This is a genomic window from Hymenobacter psychrophilus (genome assembly GCF_900107135.1).
In the GTDB taxonomy this organism is placed as follows: Bacteria; Bacteroidota; Bacteroidia; order Cytophagales; family Hymenobacteraceae; genus Hymenobacter; species Hymenobacter psychrophilus.
This window is the reverse complement of the sequence record NZ_FNOV01000002.1, coordinates 445,935-463,320: the sequence shown is the minus strand read 5'-3', so window position 1 is coordinate 463,320 and position 17,386 is coordinate 445,935. Positions and strand designations below refer to the sequence as shown.

The window sequence follows — 17,386 nt, the reverse complement described above, 5'->3', positions numbered from 1 at the left end:
CGTATTATTCCCAGCCCACAAACGCACTCATGGATCCGTTCTTGCTCACACTCGAAACCCCCCGGCTGCGCATCCGCCCCCTGCGCCCCACCGACCTGGCCGACTTCCACGCCTACCGCGCCGACCCGGCCGTGACCCGCTACCAGGGCTTCGACGTATTCAGCCGCGAGCAGGCCGCCGCGTTTATCGCCCAGCAGCTGCCGCTGGAATTCGGCCAGCCCGGGCAGTGGGTGCAGTACGGCATCGAAAGCCAGCGCACCGGCCGCCTCATCGGCGACTGCGCCGTGCAGCTGCAGCAGCGAGATGCCAGGATGGCCGAAATCGGCATCACCATCGCGCCCGCCGCCCAGCGCCAGGGCTACGCCCGCGAGGTGCTGCAGGCCCTGCTCAATTTCCTGTTCAACCTCCCCGATTTCCACCGCGTAGTGGAAACCGTGGACGCGGAAAATGCCGCCTCCATTGCCCTGCTCGAAAGCCTGGGCTTCCGCCTCGAAGGCGAGTTCCGCGACAATATTTTCTTCAAGGGCCAATGGGGCAGCGAGCGGCAATACGCCATGCTGCGCCGGGAGTGGGAGGCGTAGCCCATGAGGCAGAGTTCCAACGAAGCCTACAGCCCCCGCAGCCTGCAGTTGGTAATAAAGCAGGCTGCGGCCCGCGCTGGTATCTCGCGCCCCGTCACGCTGCACATGCTCCGTCACGCATCTGCTGGAAGCCGGCACCGATATTCGCATCATCTAGGACCTGCTCGGCCACAGCAGCATTAAAACGACCGAAATCTATACGCACGTTGCCCAACATAGCCGCCCACCCTCACCACTCGATACCATCGACTTGTAAACCTTCGTTTACCGGTCCAATTCAGTGCCGTAAACGAAGGTTACTTACGTACTGAGGTATGGTTAACGAAACTCATACCTTCGCCAACCCTACTGTTATATGCCACTTAAACCGACATCATGCTGCCAAAATCACCTCTGTTTATAAGTTCTATTGAATTGCTGGCTCATTCGACAGAATTATTTAGGACCGACGATGACAAGAAATATAAATTCATCATCCTTCATTTAGCAAATGCTGTAGAACTAATACTAAAAGACAAGTTGGTCGCTTCTGGAATTACTATTTACATTAATAATACCAATAGAACCATTGGCATATGGGATTGCATGAAAGAGTTAGGCAAAATGAATATTCAAATTCCTGAACGTGCGTTTTTGGAACTTTTAATCGATGACAGAAATAGTATCCAGCATAGATTCGGTTTTCCAAATAAAGAAGCGGTCTACTATTATTTAAGCGGAATTATATCATTTTTCAAGCGATTTTTAAAAGACGAATTTGCGATAGAACTTAAAGAAGAGCTAGCTGTTTATTTGGATATTGCCCAGCTTGAGTTTTTAGGTTTGGAAGGAAGTGAAATTCTTCAGTTGGACAAACTAAAAAAATTCTCAATTGACTTGGCAATAATTCAAGCATTCGGCTTTTTACAAAATGAGTTTGATAGCTTGTCTAGAAAGGGTTACAAGACATCAACTTCAAAATTCGTGACTCCACGTTCTCATTTTTTTGAACGGTTTTTGGAAATTTTGATTGATAATAATTTTGTTTCTGGAATTACTAAGTTAGATATACTAAATTTAAGAGAAGTGCGTAATCAGCTAGCTCATGCACATTTTGACACAGCCCAAACGGACAGTACTTCCAAACTTAATAATGCTTACAAGACAGCCTTGGAATTAGTTAAAGGATTAGAGAAATCACAAAATGGTGGATTTTTCGACACTTATGACTGGGACTCACTTTTCTAACCAAAACGGTGCACAACATTGGGTTTTGTGCAAGTGTGGCTTGACGGAATAACAATGAGCAGCGGTAACTTTTCTGCACTTCGGTTCGTGGCTTGACGAATAAAGCCCAGCTTTGGTACTAACTATTTAACTTTATTAAAAAGCCAGGCAGCGGTTCCGGGCGGACGGAATGCTAATTCCACACCTTCGCCAAGCCCTGCCCGTTAGCGGTTATCAAAAAAAAGCGCCCGCAACTCTACGTTGCGGGCGCTTTTTGCTGTATTGCGAATTAACCGAAAGCTACTTGGCCTTCCGGGCCATTACCTTCTCCACAGCGGCCACGATGGCCTTTTCGTTGAGGCCGTACTTCTCCATGAGCTGATCGGGGGTGCCGGACTCGCCGAAGGAGTCGTTGACGGCGACCATTTCCAGGGGCAGGGGCTCCTCGCGGGCCAGCAGCTGGGCGATGGAGTCGCCGAGGCCGCCGTTCATCTGGTGCTCCTCGGCCGTTACCACGCAGCGCGTTTTGCGGGCCGATTCCAGAATCATGCGCGCATCGAGGGGCTTGATGGTGTGGATGTTGATGATTTCGGCGTTGATGCCCTTGTCGGCCAGCAGCTTGCCGGCCAGGATGGCCTTCCATACCAGGTGGCCGGTGGCGAAGATGCTCACGTCGGCGCCTTCGTTGAGCAGTACGCCCTTACCAATTTCAAACTGCTGGTCGGCGGGGGTGAAGTTGGGCACCACGGGGCGGCCGAAGCGCAGGTACACGGGGCCCTCGTAGTCGGCAATGGCCAGGGTGGCGGCTTTGGTCTGGTTGTAGTCGCAGGGGTTGATGACGCACATGTGGGGCAGCATCTTCATCAGCCCGATATCCTCCAGAATCTGGTGGGTGGCGCCGTCTTCGCCCAGGGTGAGGCCGGCGTGGGAGGCGCAGATTTTCACGTTTTTGCCCGAGTAGGCGATGCTCTGGCGAATCTGGTCGTAGACGCGGCCAGTACTGAAGTTGGCGAAGGTGCCCGTGAACGGGATTTTACCGCCGATGGTGAGGCCGGCCGCCAGGCCCATCATGTTGGCCTCGGCAATGCCCACCTGGAAGAACCGCTGGGGGAAATCCTTCACGAAGGCATCCATTTTCAGGGAGCCGATGAGGTCGGCGCAGAGGGCCACCACGTTGGGGTTGGTTTTGCCCAGCTCGTGCAGGCCGGCACCAAAGCCGCTGCGGGTATCCTTCGATTCGGTGTAGGGAAAGTCTTTCATGGTATGGGGTCTGGGAGTCTTAGGGTCTGGATGGAATATTGTCATGCTCAGCATGACACGTTCTGTTTACGGCTGTTTCTCCTCGCCACTTCATCTTCCAAACAAGCTAACCGAGCTGGTTTGGCCCGAGCGGATGGTGAAGTTGCGCACGTCGGTGAAGCGGCTGCCGGTGGCGGTGGCAGTGCGGAATACGAGGCGGTAAGCCCCTGGCTGCATCGGCAGGTTGATTTTGCTGCTGCCGCCGGCGGGCAGGTCGTACACCCACGTCTGCTCCCCGTCGGGGCCGAGCTGGTAGATGCTGCCATAACCTTTGTAGTCGGAGATGCTGTTGAGAATGCCGGGTGCCTCGTAAGTAACGGCCGTTTCCTGGCCCTGCCGGATGCTGATGCGGCGTAGCTGCCGGGGCAGCGTCAGCAGTTCCACTTCGTAGTCGCCGGCCAGCAGCTGCTGGCGGTTGCCGAAGGGCAGGGCCAGCACGGTTTCGGGGTTGCCACGGGCCCGCACTACGGCCTGCACCCGGCCGTAGAGGTTGGGGGAGAGGTTGGGGTTTTGTAGCCGCAGCGTACCCTGAGGCGTTTTGTAGGTGAGCACGTTGGCCCGGCCGGGCTTGATGGCCAGGTTGGCGGCCCGTACCGGCGGCACCGTGTTGATGGTTAAATCGTAGCTCTGGAGCGCATCAATTTCGAGGGCGTCGGGCTGGCCCTGGGCGTTGCGGTAGTGCACGTAGTTGTACTCGGGCTGGCCCGTGACGTTGTTGGTAAATGTCAGGTTGACGTCTGATTCTACCGGCCGGCCCTGCTCGTCGGTCAGGTTCACGGCCACGGTAGTTTTGGCCAGCGTCTGGGCTACTACGTCGTTGAGAATGGTGCGGAAGGTGCTCACGTCGGCCGCGTTGTAGTAGGTGCCCAGGCACTCCAGCTGCTTGCCGAACTCGCGCTCAGCTCCGATACCAATCACGAAGGGCTTCAGAAACACGCGCTTGCGCTGCAAGGCCAGCGAAGTAGCGCAGGGGTCGCCCTTACACGATTCGAGGCCGTCGGTAATCAGAATCAGCACGTTGCGGCTTTGCTTGTCGGCCGGAAAATCGTTGGCCGACTGCAGCAGCGAATAGGTAATCGGCGTGTTGCCGCGGGGCTGAATGGTTTTGAGCCGTGACTTGATGGCGGCCGCGTTTTTGGGCGCGAACGGCACCTCCAGCCGCGAATCCTCGCAGTTGTTCTCCTTGTTGTCGTGCTGATGGCCGTAAGCGCGCAAGGCCAGCTCTAGGTTGGGATAAGTATTAAGCGAGTCCACCATTTTCGAAAGCAGCCGCTTGGCCACGTCCCAGCGCTGTTCGCCCTCCCAAGGCGCCCGCATCGAACCCGAAGCATCGAGCAGGAACAGGATGCGGGTGGTGCGCGGCGGGGCCGGGGCGGCGTTCTGGGCACGGCCGGCACCGGGCAGCAACACCGCCAGCAACAACCCCAGAAACGCCAGCCACTGCCGCATGTTTGGATGAGTGATGTGAATCAAGTTATAGCACGCTGTAGGGGCGGGGCTTGTCCCCGCCCGCCGTACGCACCGTTTCTACGATTCCTTTCAACGTTAATCGTTTAACGGCGGGCGGGGATAAGCCCCCGCCCCTACGTCGTGCTGCATTCAACCTTGCACCGTGCTAGTAATCCGACGCCTTTTCTACCTCCAGCTGCAGCAGGGCCGTGGCCAGCTGCTCATCGTTTGGCGCTACGCCGTGCCACTTGTGCGAGCCCATCATGAAGTCGACGCCGAAACCCATCTGGGTGTCCATGAGCACCATGACAGGCACGCCCTGGCCGAGCAGGCCCTGGGCTTCCTCGATGGTGGGGAGCAGGGTTTCGAACTGGTTGCCGTCGGTTTCGAGCACGCGCCAGCCGAAGGCTTCGAACTTGGCGCGCAGGTCGCCGAGGCCGCCAATTTTGTCGGTGGGGCCGTCAATCTGCTGGCCGTTGCGGTCGACAAAGGCAATCAGGTTATCCACTTTGTGGTGGGGGGCGTAGAGGGCTGCTTCCCAGATCTGGCCTTCCTCCAGCTCGCCGTCGCCCATGAGCACGAACACCGTGCTTTTGTCGCCGTTGAGCTTTTTGGCCTGGGCCGCGCCGGTGGCCACGCTCAGGCCCTGGCCCAGCGAGCCGGAAGCAATACGGATACCGGGCAAATGCTCGTGGGTGGCGGGGTGGCCCTGCAGGCGCGAGTTCAGCTTGCGGAAGGTAGCCAGCTCGCTTACTGGGAAATAGCCCGAGCGGGCCAGCACCGAGTAGAATACCGGCGAAATATGGCCGTTCGACAGAAAGAACATATCCTGCCCTATGCCGTCCATGTCGAAAGGCTCAGGCGTGTGCTGCATCACCTTGAAATACAACGACACCAGCAGCTCGGTACAGCCCAGCGAGCCGCCGGGGTGGCCCGAGTTCACGGCGTGCACCATGCGCACAATGTCGCGCCGGACCTGGGTGGCAATCTGCTTCAACTCGGGAATCGACTTGGTGGCTTCGGGGGCGTGGGTTTCGGAAGTGGTAGGCTGGGCCATGCGGGATTGTGGGGGTTGATAGGAAAGCAAAGGTACCTTTTGTGAGCTTTCGGCGGCGAGCCGCTGCTGGAAAAGCGAAAGGCCGGCCGCCAGCAGCAAAAAAAACGGCGTAAAAAAGCCCCGCCAAAGGGCGGGGCTCCTGAAGCAGCTACAGCAGCTGCGCCGCGTGATTCTTGGTTTCGACTTTGGTGATAACCCGCTCAACTTTGCCGGCCTCATCAATGAGGAAGGTATAGCGCATGGTGCCCATGTACTTGCGCCCGTACATCGACTTCTCCTGCCACACCCCATAGGCCTCCACCAGCTTCTTGTCCTCGTCTACCAACAGTGGGAAAGGCAACTCGTACTTGGCTATGAATTTTTGGTGCGACTTGGCCGAATCGATGCTCACGCCGAGTACCTGCACGCCTGCAGCCAGCAGCTGCTGGTAGTTGTCGCGCAGGTTGCAGGCCTGGGCGGTGCAGCCGCTGGTGTCGTCTTTGGGGTAGAAGTAGAGGGCGACTTTGCGGCCCCGGTAATCGGCCAGGCGGTGCGTGGTGCCGTTCTGGTCGAGTGCTTCGAAGGCCGGAGCCGTTTCGCCTGCTTGAGGTATTGCCATGCCGCGAAGATAGAAGGTGGAGGGGAGATAGGGAAATGGGACGCCGCCGGAGCGCGCCGCAGGTTAGGGCTTGCCGGCAACCGGCTGGGGCGTATAAATCAGGTTCTCCACCGGAAAGCCCAGCTCCCGGCCTATGCCCACCAACCGGCCCCGAGTGGCTAAATCAAGGTGCGGCTTGCGGCTCAGAATCCAGAGCGTTTCGCGGTCGGGCGACCCTACCAGCGCATACTGGTAGTCGGCTTCGTCAAGGGCCAGAATCCAGTAGTCGCCGGTGAAAGGCCAGAAGAACTGGACTTTGAGCTTGGCGTTTGTGTCGTCGGTTGCCCAGGCCGTGGCGGTAGCCGAAGTAGCGGGCCCGCCGATGCTGCCCTGGTGGCAGGTATTGCGCACGCCTACCTTGCCATCGGGGCGCACTTTGTACTCGGCCGTTACGTGCTGGCAGCCTTTCTCGAAGCGCACGGGCAGCCGGGCAATTTCATACCACAAGCCCGCGTACCGCTTCAGGTCGACGTGGGCCACGGTGGGCAGATTGGGGTGGGTGTTGCGGCGCGAGTAAGCGTAGGCGGCCGCGCCGGCAGTTACTACGGCAGCAGCGGCTCCGAGCAATATGGGCTGGCGGCGCTTGAGCAGGTTTTTGGGCATGGGGAAGGGGAAAACGGAAATACCGACGGTGGTTGGTAGAAATGACTCAAGGTTGAACTCCACACTCCTTACGGCTGGCGCGGGTCGGTGTTGGAAACCTCAACGTGCCACAACGCAATAGCCGTGAATCCCTTTAGAAGTCTGAGGTACCAGAAAGCGTGTTTCTACGCTGAAAATGGCCGGTGTAATAGCTGTGATTTGTAGCACTGTCGCCAGATATACAGGGTTTTAGGTGCTTCAATAGCGCTTCAGTAGCCAGCGAGGCGGGCTGGTTCGGGGCTACCACTTCCGCTGTTTTTAGTAAATTAGGCGCTTGTTTTTCAGCGCTTGTTCAGCGGCTTATCCCGGTTTTATCTGGCCAGCTGTTTCCTCTCTGGTGCGTAGTTCGCGTATTAAAAGAGCAATCTGCAGCTCCCAGAACACAGCGGGGGGCTTTCGCTGGCCACCTATACCACATATTGGCAAACCACTTACTGCTTAGCTGAATGGATACGCTCATGCATCTGTCCTGGCAACAGATCTTAATGCGCCTGACGCTGGTGCCGGTGCTGGTGGCCAGCGTTATTGGCGTGCTGCGCTTCCATCGGCTGCCCAATAACCTGCGCTATCTGGCGGCGGGCGTGGCGTTCTTTCTGTTTCCGATGGGCTTGCTTGGGTTGGCCATGATGATGATGAAGCGCAACAACCTGTTTCTGATGCCAATCTATACGGTTGGGGAGTTGCTGATTCTTGGCCTGGTCTACCACGCTACCATGCGCTCCCGCCGGTTCACCTGGCTTGTAGTGGCCTTGGTTACCGGCTTTGTTGCTTACCTGCTATACGACAGTCAGGCCGGGCCGTCCCCCGACCGGTTTCGGCCGGGCCAGCAGGTTATTCAGGGACTCATGGTTCTGCTCATGGTCGGGCTCTACTTCCGCCGGTTGTTGCACGATTTGCAGGTGCGGCGCCTGTGGGAGGAACCCATGTTCTGGGTGTCGGTGGGATTGTGCATTTATTTTGCAGCCTACCTTCAGATTGCCCTTTTTAGCAACTACCTGCTGCGCTATTCCAAGCAGTTGAACATGAATATCTGGACCGTGCACTCCCTGCTATTTATCGTTTTGTACCTCTGTTATTGTCGGGCCCTATGGCTTCCCCCGAAGAAGTAACTTTTGGCCAGCTGCTGTACGGGGGTATTGCTTTTATGCTGCTGGCGGGCGGCGGGGTGGTTGCCTTTCTGCTCATGTACCAGCGCCGTTTGTTGCAGCAGCAGTTGCAGCTGCGCACCACAGAAGGCTCTCACCAGCAACAGCTGTTGGTGGCCCAGCAGGAGTTGCTGCTGGCCGTTGTTGCTGCCCAGGAAGGCGAGCGGGAGGATATCAGCCAGGAACTGCACGACGGTATTGGCAGCAGCTTGTCCACGGCCAAGCTGCTGCTGCATCACTTGGGCAAGAACCCCACCCCGGAAGAGTGCAGCCGGTTAGTGGTGCTACTGCAGGACGTGATGACCACCGCCGTGCAGGAAGTGCGGAGTATTTCGCACAGCCTCTACCCGGCCGTACTGGCCCGGCACGGATTGGCCGAAGCCATTCAGCGCCTGACGGATATCTGCAACGAAACCGGCCAAGTGCCCGTCAGCTTCACTCTGGGGTACTATCAACCGCTGGGTTTGGTCCGGGAACTGGTGCTCTACCGCATCTGCCAGGAGCTGGTGGCCAATGCCCTCAAGCACGCCCAGGGCGCCACCTACGTAGCTGTGCGGCTGGCCCAGGAGGGCGCCGTTCTGAAGCTGGAAGTGCAGGACGACGGCTACAGCTTTTTGTCGTTGCCGCTTGGCTTAGGATCGGCTCCAGCCTACGGCAATGCGCTGTGCAACATCGGCGTGCGGGTCCAACTGCTGCACGCCCGTCTGCACCACGGCCCGGAGTCGGAGCCCGGGACCCGCATTACCATCGAACTCGGTATTGCCGTTCCGCACCCGTAGCGCTGGGGCCGCTGCCTTACCAGCAAAATCGGCGGCTGACTCTCCTTCCGGCAAAGGAAAGAGGGTTAGCCGCCGATTTTATAGCCTATCGAACGCTACAGCACCACCGAAATTACCTTCTCGTTGCCGGCCTGGTCGGTGAGGCGCAGGGTGGCGGGGCCGCGCAGGGGCGGGCCCAGCGTGTCGGTGCGCTCGGTGAAGAGCGTGGCGTTCTTGTGCTCGTAGCGCAGCAGCCGGAACTGCCCGTTCACTTCCAGCCGGTAGCTGGCCAGGCCCGAGAGGTCGTCGCCCACCTTAAATGCTACCCCGCCGGCCCCCTTGCTCAGCAGCCGGCCCGAGGGCGGAGTGGTGTCGGTAAGCAACCGGAACTGGCCGAAGGTTTTGATAGGGGCCGTAATGCTGGTGCCGTCCTCGCTCCACTTGCCCCCCACATAGCCCTTGCCTCCGTTGGCCGCGACGCTGTAAATGGCGGTACGGCGCAAATCGGCCACCGGCGTTTCGGGCCGGAGCGTGAGGCCCAGCGACTCGTAGAGCGGCGTGCGGGGCAAATGCACCGTCCAGAGGCCCTGCTTGTAGCTGGTTTGCAGGTACAGCGTGTCGAAGAGCGTTTTCGGCCCGAAGGTTAGCCCCATATTGGCCGTGGCGAAACCGAACTCGCGGCCCGCCGGAATCAGCGCCTCGCGCGTGAAGCGCTGGGTGAGGTTGCCGAAGCGGATGGAATCGGGCCGGCCGGCGCGTAGGTCGTAGAGGTAGGTGCTCTGGCTTTGGTCGGTGTAGCTGGGGCGCAGCGTGAGGCGGCGGCCGCCACGCAGCAGCGTTACGGGCCCGGCCACGGCGGCCGTATCGGCCGAGCGGGTGGTTACCACCAGCAGGTTGCGGCTGATATCGTAGCTCAGGGCGGGCGTTTTTACGGCCGCCGAGCGGGTGTGGAAGTAGGCTGGCTCCTGGCCCCTCAGTACCAGCCGTAGCGGGGTGGTGTTGCCGTAGGAGTCGGCCAGGCGGATTTCCACGTTGTACACTTTGCCCGGCTCGATGTTCAGGCGGCCCTGGCCGGGGCCGGCGGTGTACATGCTCAGGTCGTTGCCATCATCCACGAACAGCTTTTCCAGCTGCCGGCCCTGGGTGGCCCGCCACTCATAATCCACGTGGCGGTTTATCTGGCGCGAACCCTCCGGAAACGGCACGTCGTCGATGGTATGCTGGTACACCTGCTGCCCGTTCACGAGCACGGTGGCCTGCTGAATCCCGTTCTTGTTCCAGACCTTATCAAACCGGTCGAAGCCCTGCACCAGCAGGCCCACCGTGCCGCTGGCGGCAATGGTATCGGGCCAGGCATAGCTGCCGTCGGCCAGTGGGGCCTTGGGCGCGAATATGCGCTTACCAAAACGCCCTTCCACCCGCGCCGCAATGCCCAGCGCCTCCACCGCAAACGCCTGCACCATCGGGGCCACGTGGTCCTGTATTTCGGGGAAGCCGCCCCACTGCAGCGGGTTCAGCTGGTGGCCGGCCGCGGTGCGCACCTCCCAGTGCAGGTGCGGGCCCGCCGAGCCGCCGGTGTTGCCCGACAAAGCCACCACTTCACCCCGCGTTACCGGAAACTGGCCGGGCTCGAAGTACAGCTCCAGATCGTATGTCTGCTTGGCGTACTGCTGGCGGCGCAGCTCCTCGGCCACCGGGCCTTTAAAGCTATTGAGGTGGCCATACACCGTCGTCAGGCCGTTGGGATGGGTGATGTAAAGCACATTGCCGTAGCCGTAGCTGCTCTGCTTCATCCGCGACACGTACCCATCGGCCGCGGCGTACACCGGCAAATCCACCCGGCCGTCGGTCTTGATGTCGAGGCCGCCGTGAAAATGGTTGGGCCGCAGCTCGCCCATGCTGCCCGACAGAAAGTTTTCCTGGCCGGGCTTGATGGGCAGCAGGAAGTAGCCTTTGGCCACCGCCGGAATGCCCGCCCGGCGGCTCGGTGCGTTGGGCGCTCCATCGGGGCTGCCGGTTGCAGCATCGGTGGGCTGCTCCAGGGCAGAAGTAGCCGGCTGCTGGCTCTGGCAAGCCGAGGGCTGCACGCCCATCAGCAGTAAAAAGGGCAGTGCGAAGCTGAAATGGGCTTTTAGCGGATAGTTTTTAGCAGATAGATTTTTCAAAACAGAACGTACTTGGCAGCGAAAGGGTAGGAGTGCAGAACGAAAGCGGATGGCGACTGGCTAAGCGCTTATTTAACGGCCAGGTCCAGCATCTTTTCCTCGCCGATAAAGCCCGTTAGCTGGTCGCCGATGTGTACGGGGCCCACGCCGCTGGGCGTACCGGTGAAAATCAGGTCGCCCATTTTCAGCGTAATAAAGCGCGAGATGTAGCTGATGATTTTGTTGAAATCGTGCAGCATGAGGGCCGAGTTGCCCTGCTGGCGCACCTGCCCGTTCACTTCAAGCCGAAAGTCGATGTTGCCCAGGTCGGCGAAGTCGGCTACTGGCTTAAACGTCTGAGAAATAGGAGCCGAGCCGTCGAAGCCCTTGGCCAGTTCCCAGGGCAAGCCCTTGCTCTTGAGCTGGCTCTGCAGGTCGCGGGCCGTGAAGTCGATGCCCAGTCCGATGGCGTCGAAGTAGGTGGGCGCAAACTGCTCTTCGATGTTCTTGCCGTTTTTGCACACGCGCAGCACCAGCTCAATCTCGTGGTGGATGTCCTGCGAGAAATCGGGCATAAAAAACGGCTGGTTGCGCTGGAGCAGGGCCGTATCAGGTTTGGCAAAAATGACGGGCGCTGCAGGCGTCTCGTTCTGCAGTTCAGCAATATGGTCCGCGTAGTTGCGGCCGATGCACAGGATTTTCATAGGTAGATTCTTGGAAGGCTGGGGGCTTGGGACTGGGATGATGTTCGGCCGAAAACAGCGCTAATCCAACTACCCAACCAGCCAAAACCCCATCAATGCCAAAAGTAACGGTAATTCGTGGGCCTCTGGTACCAAAAAGGGGAGGTTTTTGATTGTCCGGGGCTAAACGCAAACATTTTGGCGGGTTCCTGACGTATAGGACCCCAGCAACGGCCGCGTTTGGCCCGGGCTTTCGGGCAGGGGCAAGCGGCCGTTTATCTTCCCTTTTCAACTCAACCAGCTTATGCTTAAGAATCTCGCCCTGGCTAGCTGCCTGTTCGTAGCAGCCGCCTGCTCCACCGTTCCCATCACGGGCCGCCGCCAGCTCAGCCTGGTTTCCGATACCGAGATGAATCAGATGGCTGCTCAGGAATACCAGAAGGTGCTATCCACCAGCCAGGTAGTCAATAGCGGTGCGCAGGCGGCCATGGTGAAGCGGGTGGGCCAGCGCATCGAGCAGGCCGTGCAACAGTATTTCAGCCAGCAAAACCAGTCGCAGCAGCTCGAAGGCTACGCCTGGGAGTTCAGCCTGATTCAGGATAAGCAGGAAAACGCCTGGGCTATGCCCGGCGGTAAAACGGCGGTCTATACCGGTATTCTGCCCATCACGAAGGACGAAAACGGCTTGGCCGTCGTAATGGGCCACGAAATTGCCCATGCCGTAGCCCGCCACAGCTCCGAGCGCATGAGCCAGCAAATGGCCGCCCAGGGTTTGGGCGGGGTGGTGTCGTCGGCGGTGGGCCAGAATCCGTCGGCCACCCAGAACGTGTTTCTGCAGGCCGTGGGCGTGGGCTCGCAGCTGGGGCTGCTACGCTACGGCCGCAACCAGGAATCGGAAGCCGACCACCTGGGCCTGATTTTTATGGCCATGGCCGGCTATAACCCCGACGGAGCCGTGGAATTCTGGCAGCGGATGGATGCCCGCGAAAGCCAGGCTTCCCCGCCCGAATTTCTCTCCACGCACCCCTCCAACGGCAGCCGTATTTCCCGCATTCAGCAGGAATTGCCGGAGGCCCGTAAGTACTACAAGGCTCGCTAGAGGGGTTGAAAATGAAATATGCCTAAGCGGGGGTATGCTGAACATTAGGACAGCGTATCCCCCTTTTCAGGTATTAGAAGGCTACTTTTCTTACTTTGAATGATGAATCGTTTTTTACGTACTTCCTCGGTTGCCTGCTTGTGTGCCGCGCTACTGCTGGGCGGGCTGAGCGCCTGCGAAACCACCAAGCGGGGCTTCCCGGAAATCAGCTCGCCCAACAACGACCCCGATGCGCTGGGGCGGCGGCAGCTGGAAGCTACCAGCAAGCAAATTGCCCAGGTAGTCAACAATAAAGTGGAATACCTGACACCCAAGCAGGAACTGACCACCCGGTTCACCCGGCAGTTCGGCGACGGCACATCCATCAACAAAACCATCATTCGTAAAGTCCAGGAAACGCCTAAAGACAAGGCCGTGTACTACCTCGTAGGCCTGGGCCTGCGCGACGGCATGTTTCGGGGAATGGCTATTCCGCTCGAGAGTTCATCTGATAACAGCCTGTACCTGAGCTCCAACGCCCCGCGCTATATTCTCACCAGCGTGGGCTGCACGTTCTGCTACTTCAACTTCGAGCGCAACGAAATCGTGGGCACCTCGTGCGAGGAAAACACCGGCGGCAGCCGCTGCGACCTGACGGTGGAAAACAACAACGCCTTTTTCGCCCGCTGAATATGCTTAGCCGAAAATGGCTCCTGCGCCTTTCGCTTACCGCTCTGGCCCTGCTGGTTACCACCGACCGGCGGCGGCCGGCTAGGCCCGTGCCGCCAAAGCCAAAACCCGCGCCGTCAGAGCCGGAAACTGAGCCCGATCAGCTGGCCTGATCTTCGCAAGGATTGGACTCATCTGTTAATTCGTCACCACGTAGCGCCGGCCGGTTGGTCGGCGCTGTTTGGTTTATGCTCTACCAGCAGCATCCCGAGGACAGTTTAGTAACTGATTTTTTAGCGGCATCGAGGGCCTTTTGGTACCTGAGTCGGACCTGTATTATCCACTCGATGAACAGGATTTTGCCGACAATAAAGCAATGCTAAGCCGCCAAGCTGTGTTTTTTTCACGACCAGCTTCGTTTTATTTCCTGAGTGGCGGTATCCGGTGGCCCCAACACAGTATTTCCCGCCTCAAAAGAACGTAACGGCGCGGTTTTGGCGTATTTTGCCACTTCAAGCCTGCTATCCTATGAAAATCTTCAAATCTGCTGACCTGATTCGTAAAAGCAAATACATCAGCCGCGACCTGAGCTGGTTGCGTTTCAACTACCGGGTACTCGACCAGGCCCGCGACACCAGTCGCTCATTGTTCGACCGGCTCAAATTCATGGCCATTACCAGCAGCAACCTCGACGAATTCTTTATGATTCGGGTGGGCTCGCTCTATAACTATATCGACTATGGCAAGGAGCGGGTCGACTACTCGGGGCTGCGCGAAATGCCTTTCCGGCGCAAGCTGCTCGACTTTGCCCACCGGTTCATCAACGACCAGTCGATGACCTACTTGAACGATTTGAAGCCCCAGTTCGAGAAGAACGGCTTCAACGTGCTGAGCTTGGCTGAACTGACCGAAGTGGAGCTGAAGAAAGCCGACGGGTACTTCAAAAACACCGTATTTCCGCTGCTCACGCCGATGGTGTACGACTCGTACCACGGCTTCCCGATGATGATGAACCAGATGCTCATCTTCGGGGTGGTGACGCGCACGGGCTCGGGCGATATCGAGATGGAGAAGGGGCAGGAGCGGCTCACGTTCGTGCAGATTCCGCAAAACCTGTCGCGCTTTTTCGAGCTCACGCGGCGCGACAAAGTGCTGTTCGTGCCCATCGAGGAAATTGTGCGGGCCAACCTGCCCAAGCTGTTTCGCAACGTGGAGATTCTGTCGGCCGATCTGTTCCGGATTACCCGCAACGGCGACTTTACGCTCGAAGAATCCGACGACATCGACGCCAACTTTATCAAGGAAATTCAGGTAGGCCTCAAAACCCGTAAAAAAGGCCGCGTAGTGCGCTTGGAGGTGGAGCCTAACGCCTCCGATTTTCTGATGCAGGTGTTACGGGAGCGGTGGAATATTGATAACGGCAACGTTTTCGTCATCAGCTCGCTGCTCGATATGAAGGGGCTGTTTCAAATTCTCAAGCACCCTAATTTCCGTGGCAAGGGCTTTAAGCAGCCGGCTTCGGTGCCGCCCCTGAGCCTGCCCGAAACGGTTGAGGAAAACCTGTTCGATTACCTCAAGCACCAGGATGTGCTGCTGCATCATCCCTACAACAGCATCGATCCGGTGGTGCGGCTGCTGGAACAAGCCGCCGAAGACCCGCACGTACTGGGCATCAAGCAAACCATTTACCGTCTCGCCGACGACTCGCGCGTAACGGCGGCGCTGCTCAAGGCTGCCGAAAACGGCAAGCACGTGTCGGTGCTGTTCGAGGTGAAGGCGCGCTTCGATGAGGAGCGTAATATCCGGGAAGGGGCGCGGCTCGAAAAGGCCGGCTGCTTCGTGATTTACGGGGTCAGCAAGTTCAAGACCCACACCAAGATGCTCATGATTATCCGCCGCGAAGGCGAGAAAGTGACGCGCTACGTGCACCTGGGTACCGGCAACTACAACGAGCAGACCTCGCGCGTGTACACCGACGTGAGCCTGCTCACGACCGACGAAGTGTACGGCCACGACGTGTCGGAATTCTTCAACGTAATAACCGGCCACAGCCAGCCCGACGAGTACGAGTACCTGATTACGGCCCCCAAAGACATGCGCCAGCAGCTGGTTTGCCTGATTCGGGAGGAAGTGAAGAACGCCAAGAAAGGCCTGCCCAGCGGCATCGTGATGAAGATGAACTCGCTGGAAGACAAGGAGATGATTGACGAGTTCTACAAGGCCAGCAAGGCTGGCGTACCCATCCGGTTTATCGTGCGCGGCATTTGCTGCCTGCGGCCGGGCCGGGCCGGGCTCAGCGACAACATTGAGGTGCGCAGCATTGTGGGCGACTACCTGGAGCATGCCCGGATGTTCTATTTCCACCAGGCCGGCAAGCCGAAACTGTACGCCGGCTCAGCCGATATGATGGTGCGCTCCTTCGAGCGGCGGCTGGAAGCGCTGTTTCTTATCGTAAATCCGCAGCTCAAGCGCGAGGCCATCAACATCCTCTACTACAACCTGCAAGACAACCAGAATACCTACGTGATGCGCGAAGACGGGGCCTACGTGCGCCGCACGCCCGTCGAGGGCGAGGCCGTTTCCGACCTGCACAAGGAGTTTTATAGCCGTAATCTGGTGGTGATGCCCCAGGAAGCGCTCTACGACGACTGGCTGTCGGTGGCCAATATCCAGGCTTCTTCCAAGGATGCCAACGGCCAGCCTAAAGAAGCGGTAATCGTCATCACCCCCGAAATGCTGCCCCCAGTGCCCGGCGAAGTAGAAATGGAGTCCGAGCGCGCCCAGCGGGAAATCCCGATGAGCGCCGGCAGCGACTACGACGCGCAGGAAGAAGCCGATTTAGCGTAGGGGTGAGTGGTTTAAGGAAAAGAGAACGTCGGTCTGAGCGAAGCGGAGCGTAGCCGAAGAATCTCGCGTGCCAAAGTAATCCTGCTATCAGGAGTTACCATTGCACGCGAGATTCTTCGACTACGCTCCGCTTCACTCAGAATGAAGTTCTACTATTCCACCTCCGTGGGGCGGCTTTGGATGGTGGTTTGGGGACCACCGGGGCGGTGGTCGTCGGTGGCGCGGAGTTCCTCGAAATGTTCTTCGAACAGAGTTTGCAGCATACCGTCTTTAAGGCCGATATCGGGCACAAACATGTGCTGCACGCCCGCCCACTCCATAGCCGAAACGTAGATGTGGCCGGCGGGTACAATCACGTCGGCGCGGTCGGGATTGAGTAAGGCCACGTTCACGCGCTCGTCCATGCTCATTCCCGTTATGCGCTCGAGCAGGGCGCTGATGCTCTTGCGCGTCACGGGCTTGTCGAGGGGCGTGCCGGCCTGGGCCATGCTGTAGAGCTTGTTGATGTTGCCACCCGTGCCAATAGCCCGCGACACATGGTAGCGGCGGGCGTTGGTACTCACCCAGTCTTCCATGCGCTGCCAGGTGGCGCGCATGGCCTCGGTGCTCAGACCAGCCTCTTCCTGCTGCATACGCCGGATGCTGCCCACCTCAAACGACTGCGAAGCTACTTTGCGACGGTTGTGGTAAATGTTGAACTCGGTGCTGCCCCCGCCCACGTCGATGTGCAGGTAGTGCTTGTTGTCTTCGAGCAGGTGCTCGATTACGCGGTTGATGTACATGGCCTCGGCCTGCCCGTCGATGACGTTCACCTTCATCCCCAACTCGCGCTCGATGCGGGCAGCTACCTCGGGGCCGTTGCTGGCGGTGCGCATCGCCGACGTGGCGCAAACCAGGTAGTGCGTGGGGGCCACGTCGTGCACCTCCATCAGCAGGCGCAACGCGTGCAGAAACTTAATGAACTTCTCCTGCTTGGGCTCCGAAATCCGGCCGGTGGCAAACACGTCTTCGCCCAACCGCAGCGGATAGCGGATATACTCGACCCGTTTGAGCCGATACCGGTCCTCGTGGTGGAGCACGGCCGAAATCTGGCAGCGCACGGCATTCGACCCAATATCAATGGCAGCTAGCTTGGAGAGCGGGAACATCATAGGCATGAAAGGTAAGAAGAACAGAGAGCAAATATAAAAG

General features: G+C 58.6%; 15 protein-coding genes. 7 read left to right on the top strand and 8 right to left on the bottom strand.

Annotated elements, in window-relative coordinates; translation table 11 throughout:
* Positions 1–29 precede the first annotated feature (29 nt).
* Both BLW21_RS04430 and BLW21_RS04420 read left to right on the top strand, forming a co-directional pair.
* The gene (locus BLW21_RS04430; protein ID WP_092738231.1) at positions 30–581 is read left to right on the top strand and encodes a GNAT family N-acetyltransferase; all 552 of its coding nucleotides are present in this window, start codon (positions 30–32) and stop codon (positions 579–581) included.
* Positions 582–956: 375 nt separating this feature from the next.
* Positions 957–1,808 (top strand): DUF3644 domain-containing protein, encoded by an 852-nt coding sequence (locus BLW21_RS04420; protein ID WP_092738230.1) that lies wholly within the window; start codon positions 957–959, stop codon positions 1,806–1,808.
* Between the two features lie 279 nt (positions 1,809–2,087).
* Here the strand turns inward: BLW21_RS04420 and BLW21_RS04415 are convergent, their stop codons facing one another.
* The 5 genes from BLW21_RS04415 to BLW21_RS04395 form a co-directional block, all read right to left on the bottom strand.
* Positions 2,088–3,047, bottom strand: a complete 960-nt coding sequence (locus BLW21_RS04415; RefSeq protein ID WP_092738229.1) for a transketolase family protein — start codon at positions 3,045–3,047, stop codon at positions 2,088–2,090.
* Positions 3,048–3,137: 90 nt separating this feature from the next.
* Positions 3,138–4,535, bottom strand: a complete 1,398-nt coding sequence (locus BLW21_RS04410) for a vWA domain-containing protein (protein WP_092738228.1) — start codon at positions 4,533–4,535, stop codon at positions 3,138–3,140.
* A gap of 166 nt (positions 4,536–4,701) precedes the next feature.
* Positions 4,702–5,592 (bottom strand): transketolase, encoded by an 891-nt coding sequence (locus tag BLW21_RS04405; RefSeq protein ID WP_092738336.1) that lies wholly within the window; start codon positions 5,590–5,592, stop codon positions 4,702–4,704.
* 148 nt (positions 5,593–5,740) lie between these two features.
* Complete coding sequence (gene bcp / locus BLW21_RS04400) at positions 5,741–6,190, bottom strand: thioredoxin-dependent thiol peroxidase (protein WP_092738227.1); 450 nt, start codon at positions 6,188–6,190, stop codon at positions 5,741–5,743.
* A 63-nt stretch (positions 6,191–6,253) separates the two neighbouring features.
* Positions 6,254–6,832 carry a lipocalin family protein gene (locus tag BLW21_RS04395; protein WP_092738226.1) on the bottom strand — a complete coding sequence of 193 codons (579 nt, stop codon included), beginning with the start codon at positions 6,830–6,832 and terminating at the stop codon, positions 6,254–6,256.
* A gap of 485 nt (positions 6,833–7,317) precedes the next feature.
* Here BLW21_RS04395 and BLW21_RS04390 point away from each other — a divergent pair, with 485 nt between their 5' ends.
* Together BLW21_RS04390 and BLW21_RS04385 are read left to right on the top strand one after the other, a co-directional pair.
* A complete protein-coding gene (locus tag BLW21_RS04390; RefSeq protein ID WP_092738225.1) occupies positions 7,318–7,980 on the top strand; it encodes a hypothetical protein in 663 nt (220 codons plus the stop codon).
* A complete protein-coding gene (locus BLW21_RS04385) occupies positions 7,959–8,795 on the top strand; it encodes a sensor histidine kinase (protein ID WP_092738224.1) in 837 nt (278 codons plus the stop codon). Before BLW21_RS04390 ends, BLW21_RS04385 begins: the two co-directional genes overlap by 22 nt.
* A 95-nt stretch (positions 8,796–8,890) precedes the next feature.
* Here the strand turns inward: BLW21_RS04385 and BLW21_RS04380 are convergent, their stop codons facing one another.
* Positions 8,891–10,939, bottom strand: a complete 2,049-nt coding sequence (locus BLW21_RS04380) for a M23 family metallopeptidase (RefSeq protein ID WP_139255077.1) — start codon at positions 10,937–10,939, stop codon at positions 8,891–8,893.
* Between the two features lie 68 nt (positions 10,940–11,007).
* The gene (locus tag BLW21_RS04375) at positions 11,008–11,622 is read right to left on the bottom strand and encodes a fumarylacetoacetate hydrolase family protein (protein ID WP_092738222.1); all 615 of its coding nucleotides are present in this window, start codon (positions 11,620–11,622) and stop codon (positions 11,008–11,010) included.
* Positions 11,623–11,905: 283 nt separating this feature from the next.
* On the opposite strand from BLW21_RS04375, the gene BLW21_RS04370 reads away from it, so the two are divergent.
* From BLW21_RS04370 to ppk1, 3 genes are all read left to right on the top strand, one after another.
* Positions 11,906–12,700 carry a M48 family metallopeptidase gene (locus BLW21_RS04370; protein ID WP_092738221.1) on the top strand — a complete coding sequence of 265 codons (795 nt, stop codon included), beginning with the start codon at positions 11,906–11,908 and terminating at the stop codon, positions 12,698–12,700.
* Positions 12,701–12,802: 102 nt separating this feature from the next.
* On the top strand, positions 12,803–13,369 hold the full coding sequence (locus tag BLW21_RS04365) for a hypothetical protein (RefSeq protein WP_139255076.1): 567 nt from the start codon (positions 12,803–12,805) through the stop codon (positions 13,367–13,369).
* Positions 13,370–13,876: 507 nt separating this feature from the next.
* Positions 13,877–16,195, top strand: coding sequence for a polyphosphate kinase 1 (gene ppk1 / locus BLW21_RS04360; protein WP_092738219.1), 2,319 nt, complete (start codon positions 13,877–13,879; stop codon positions 16,193–16,195).
* Positions 16,196–16,347: 152 nt separating this feature from the next.
* Here the strand turns inward: ppk1 and BLW21_RS04355 are convergent, their stop codons facing one another.
* Positions 16,348–17,346: a Ppx/GppA phosphatase family protein gene (locus BLW21_RS04355; protein WP_092738218.1), complete on the bottom strand. Its 999-nt coding sequence runs from the start codon at positions 17,344–17,346 to the stop codon at positions 16,348–16,350.
* Positions 17,347–17,386 lie beyond the last annotated feature (40 nt).

Bases quoted from the DNA above. Each gene is read 5' to 3' on its own strand.
- BLW21_RS04370 (WP_092738221.1), top strand. From the start codon at position 11,906: ATGCTTAAGAATCTCGCCCTGGCTAGCTGCCTGTTCGTAGCAGCCGCC.
- BLW21_RS04385 (WP_092738224.1), top strand. From the start codon at position 7,959: ATGGCTTCCCCCGAAGAAGTAACTTTTGGCCAGCTGCTGTACGGGGGT.
- BLW21_RS04415 (WP_092738229.1), bottom strand. From the start codon at position 3,047: ATGAAAGACTTTCCCTACACCGAATCGAAGGATACCCGCAGCGGCTTT.
- BLW21_RS04430 (WP_092738231.1), top strand. From the start codon at position 30: ATGGATCCGTTCTTGCTCACACTCGAAACCCCCCGGCTGCGCATCCGC.
- BLW21_RS04420 (WP_092738230.1), top strand. From the start codon at position 957: ATGCTGCCAAAATCACCTCTGTTTATAAGTTCTATTGAATTGCTGGCT.
- BLW21_RS04355 (WP_092738218.1), bottom strand. From the start codon at position 17,346: ATGATGTTCCCGCTCTCCAAGCTAGCTGCCATTGATATTGGGTCGAAT.
- BLW21_RS04390 (WP_092738225.1), top strand. From the start codon at position 7,318: ATGGATACGCTCATGCATCTGTCCTGGCAACAGATCTTAATGCGCCTG.
- BLW21_RS04410 (WP_092738228.1), bottom strand. From the start codon at position 4,535: ATGCGGCAGTGGCTGGCGTTTCTGGGGTTGTTGCTGGCGGTGTTGCTG.
- BLW21_RS04395 (WP_092738226.1), bottom strand. From the start codon at position 6,832: ATGCCCAAAAACCTGCTCAAGCGCCGCCAGCCCATATTGCTCGGAGCC.
- BLW21_RS04365 (WP_139255076.1), top strand. From the start codon at position 12,803: ATGAATCGTTTTTTACGTACTTCCTCGGTTGCCTGCTTGTGTGCCGCG.
- bcp (WP_092738227.1), bottom strand. From the start codon at position 6,190: ATGGCAATACCTCAAGCAGGCGAAACGGCTCCGGCCTTCGAAGCACTC.
- BLW21_RS04405 (WP_092738336.1), bottom strand. From the start codon at position 5,592: ATGGCCCAGCCTACCACTTCCGAAACCCACGCCCCCGAAGCCACCAAG.
- ppk1 (WP_092738219.1), top strand. From the start codon at position 13,877: ATGAAAATCTTCAAATCTGCTGACCTGATTCGTAAAAGCAAATACATC.
- BLW21_RS04375 (WP_092738222.1), bottom strand. From the start codon at position 11,622: ATGAAAATCCTGTGCATCGGCCGCAACTACGCGGACCATATTGCTGAA.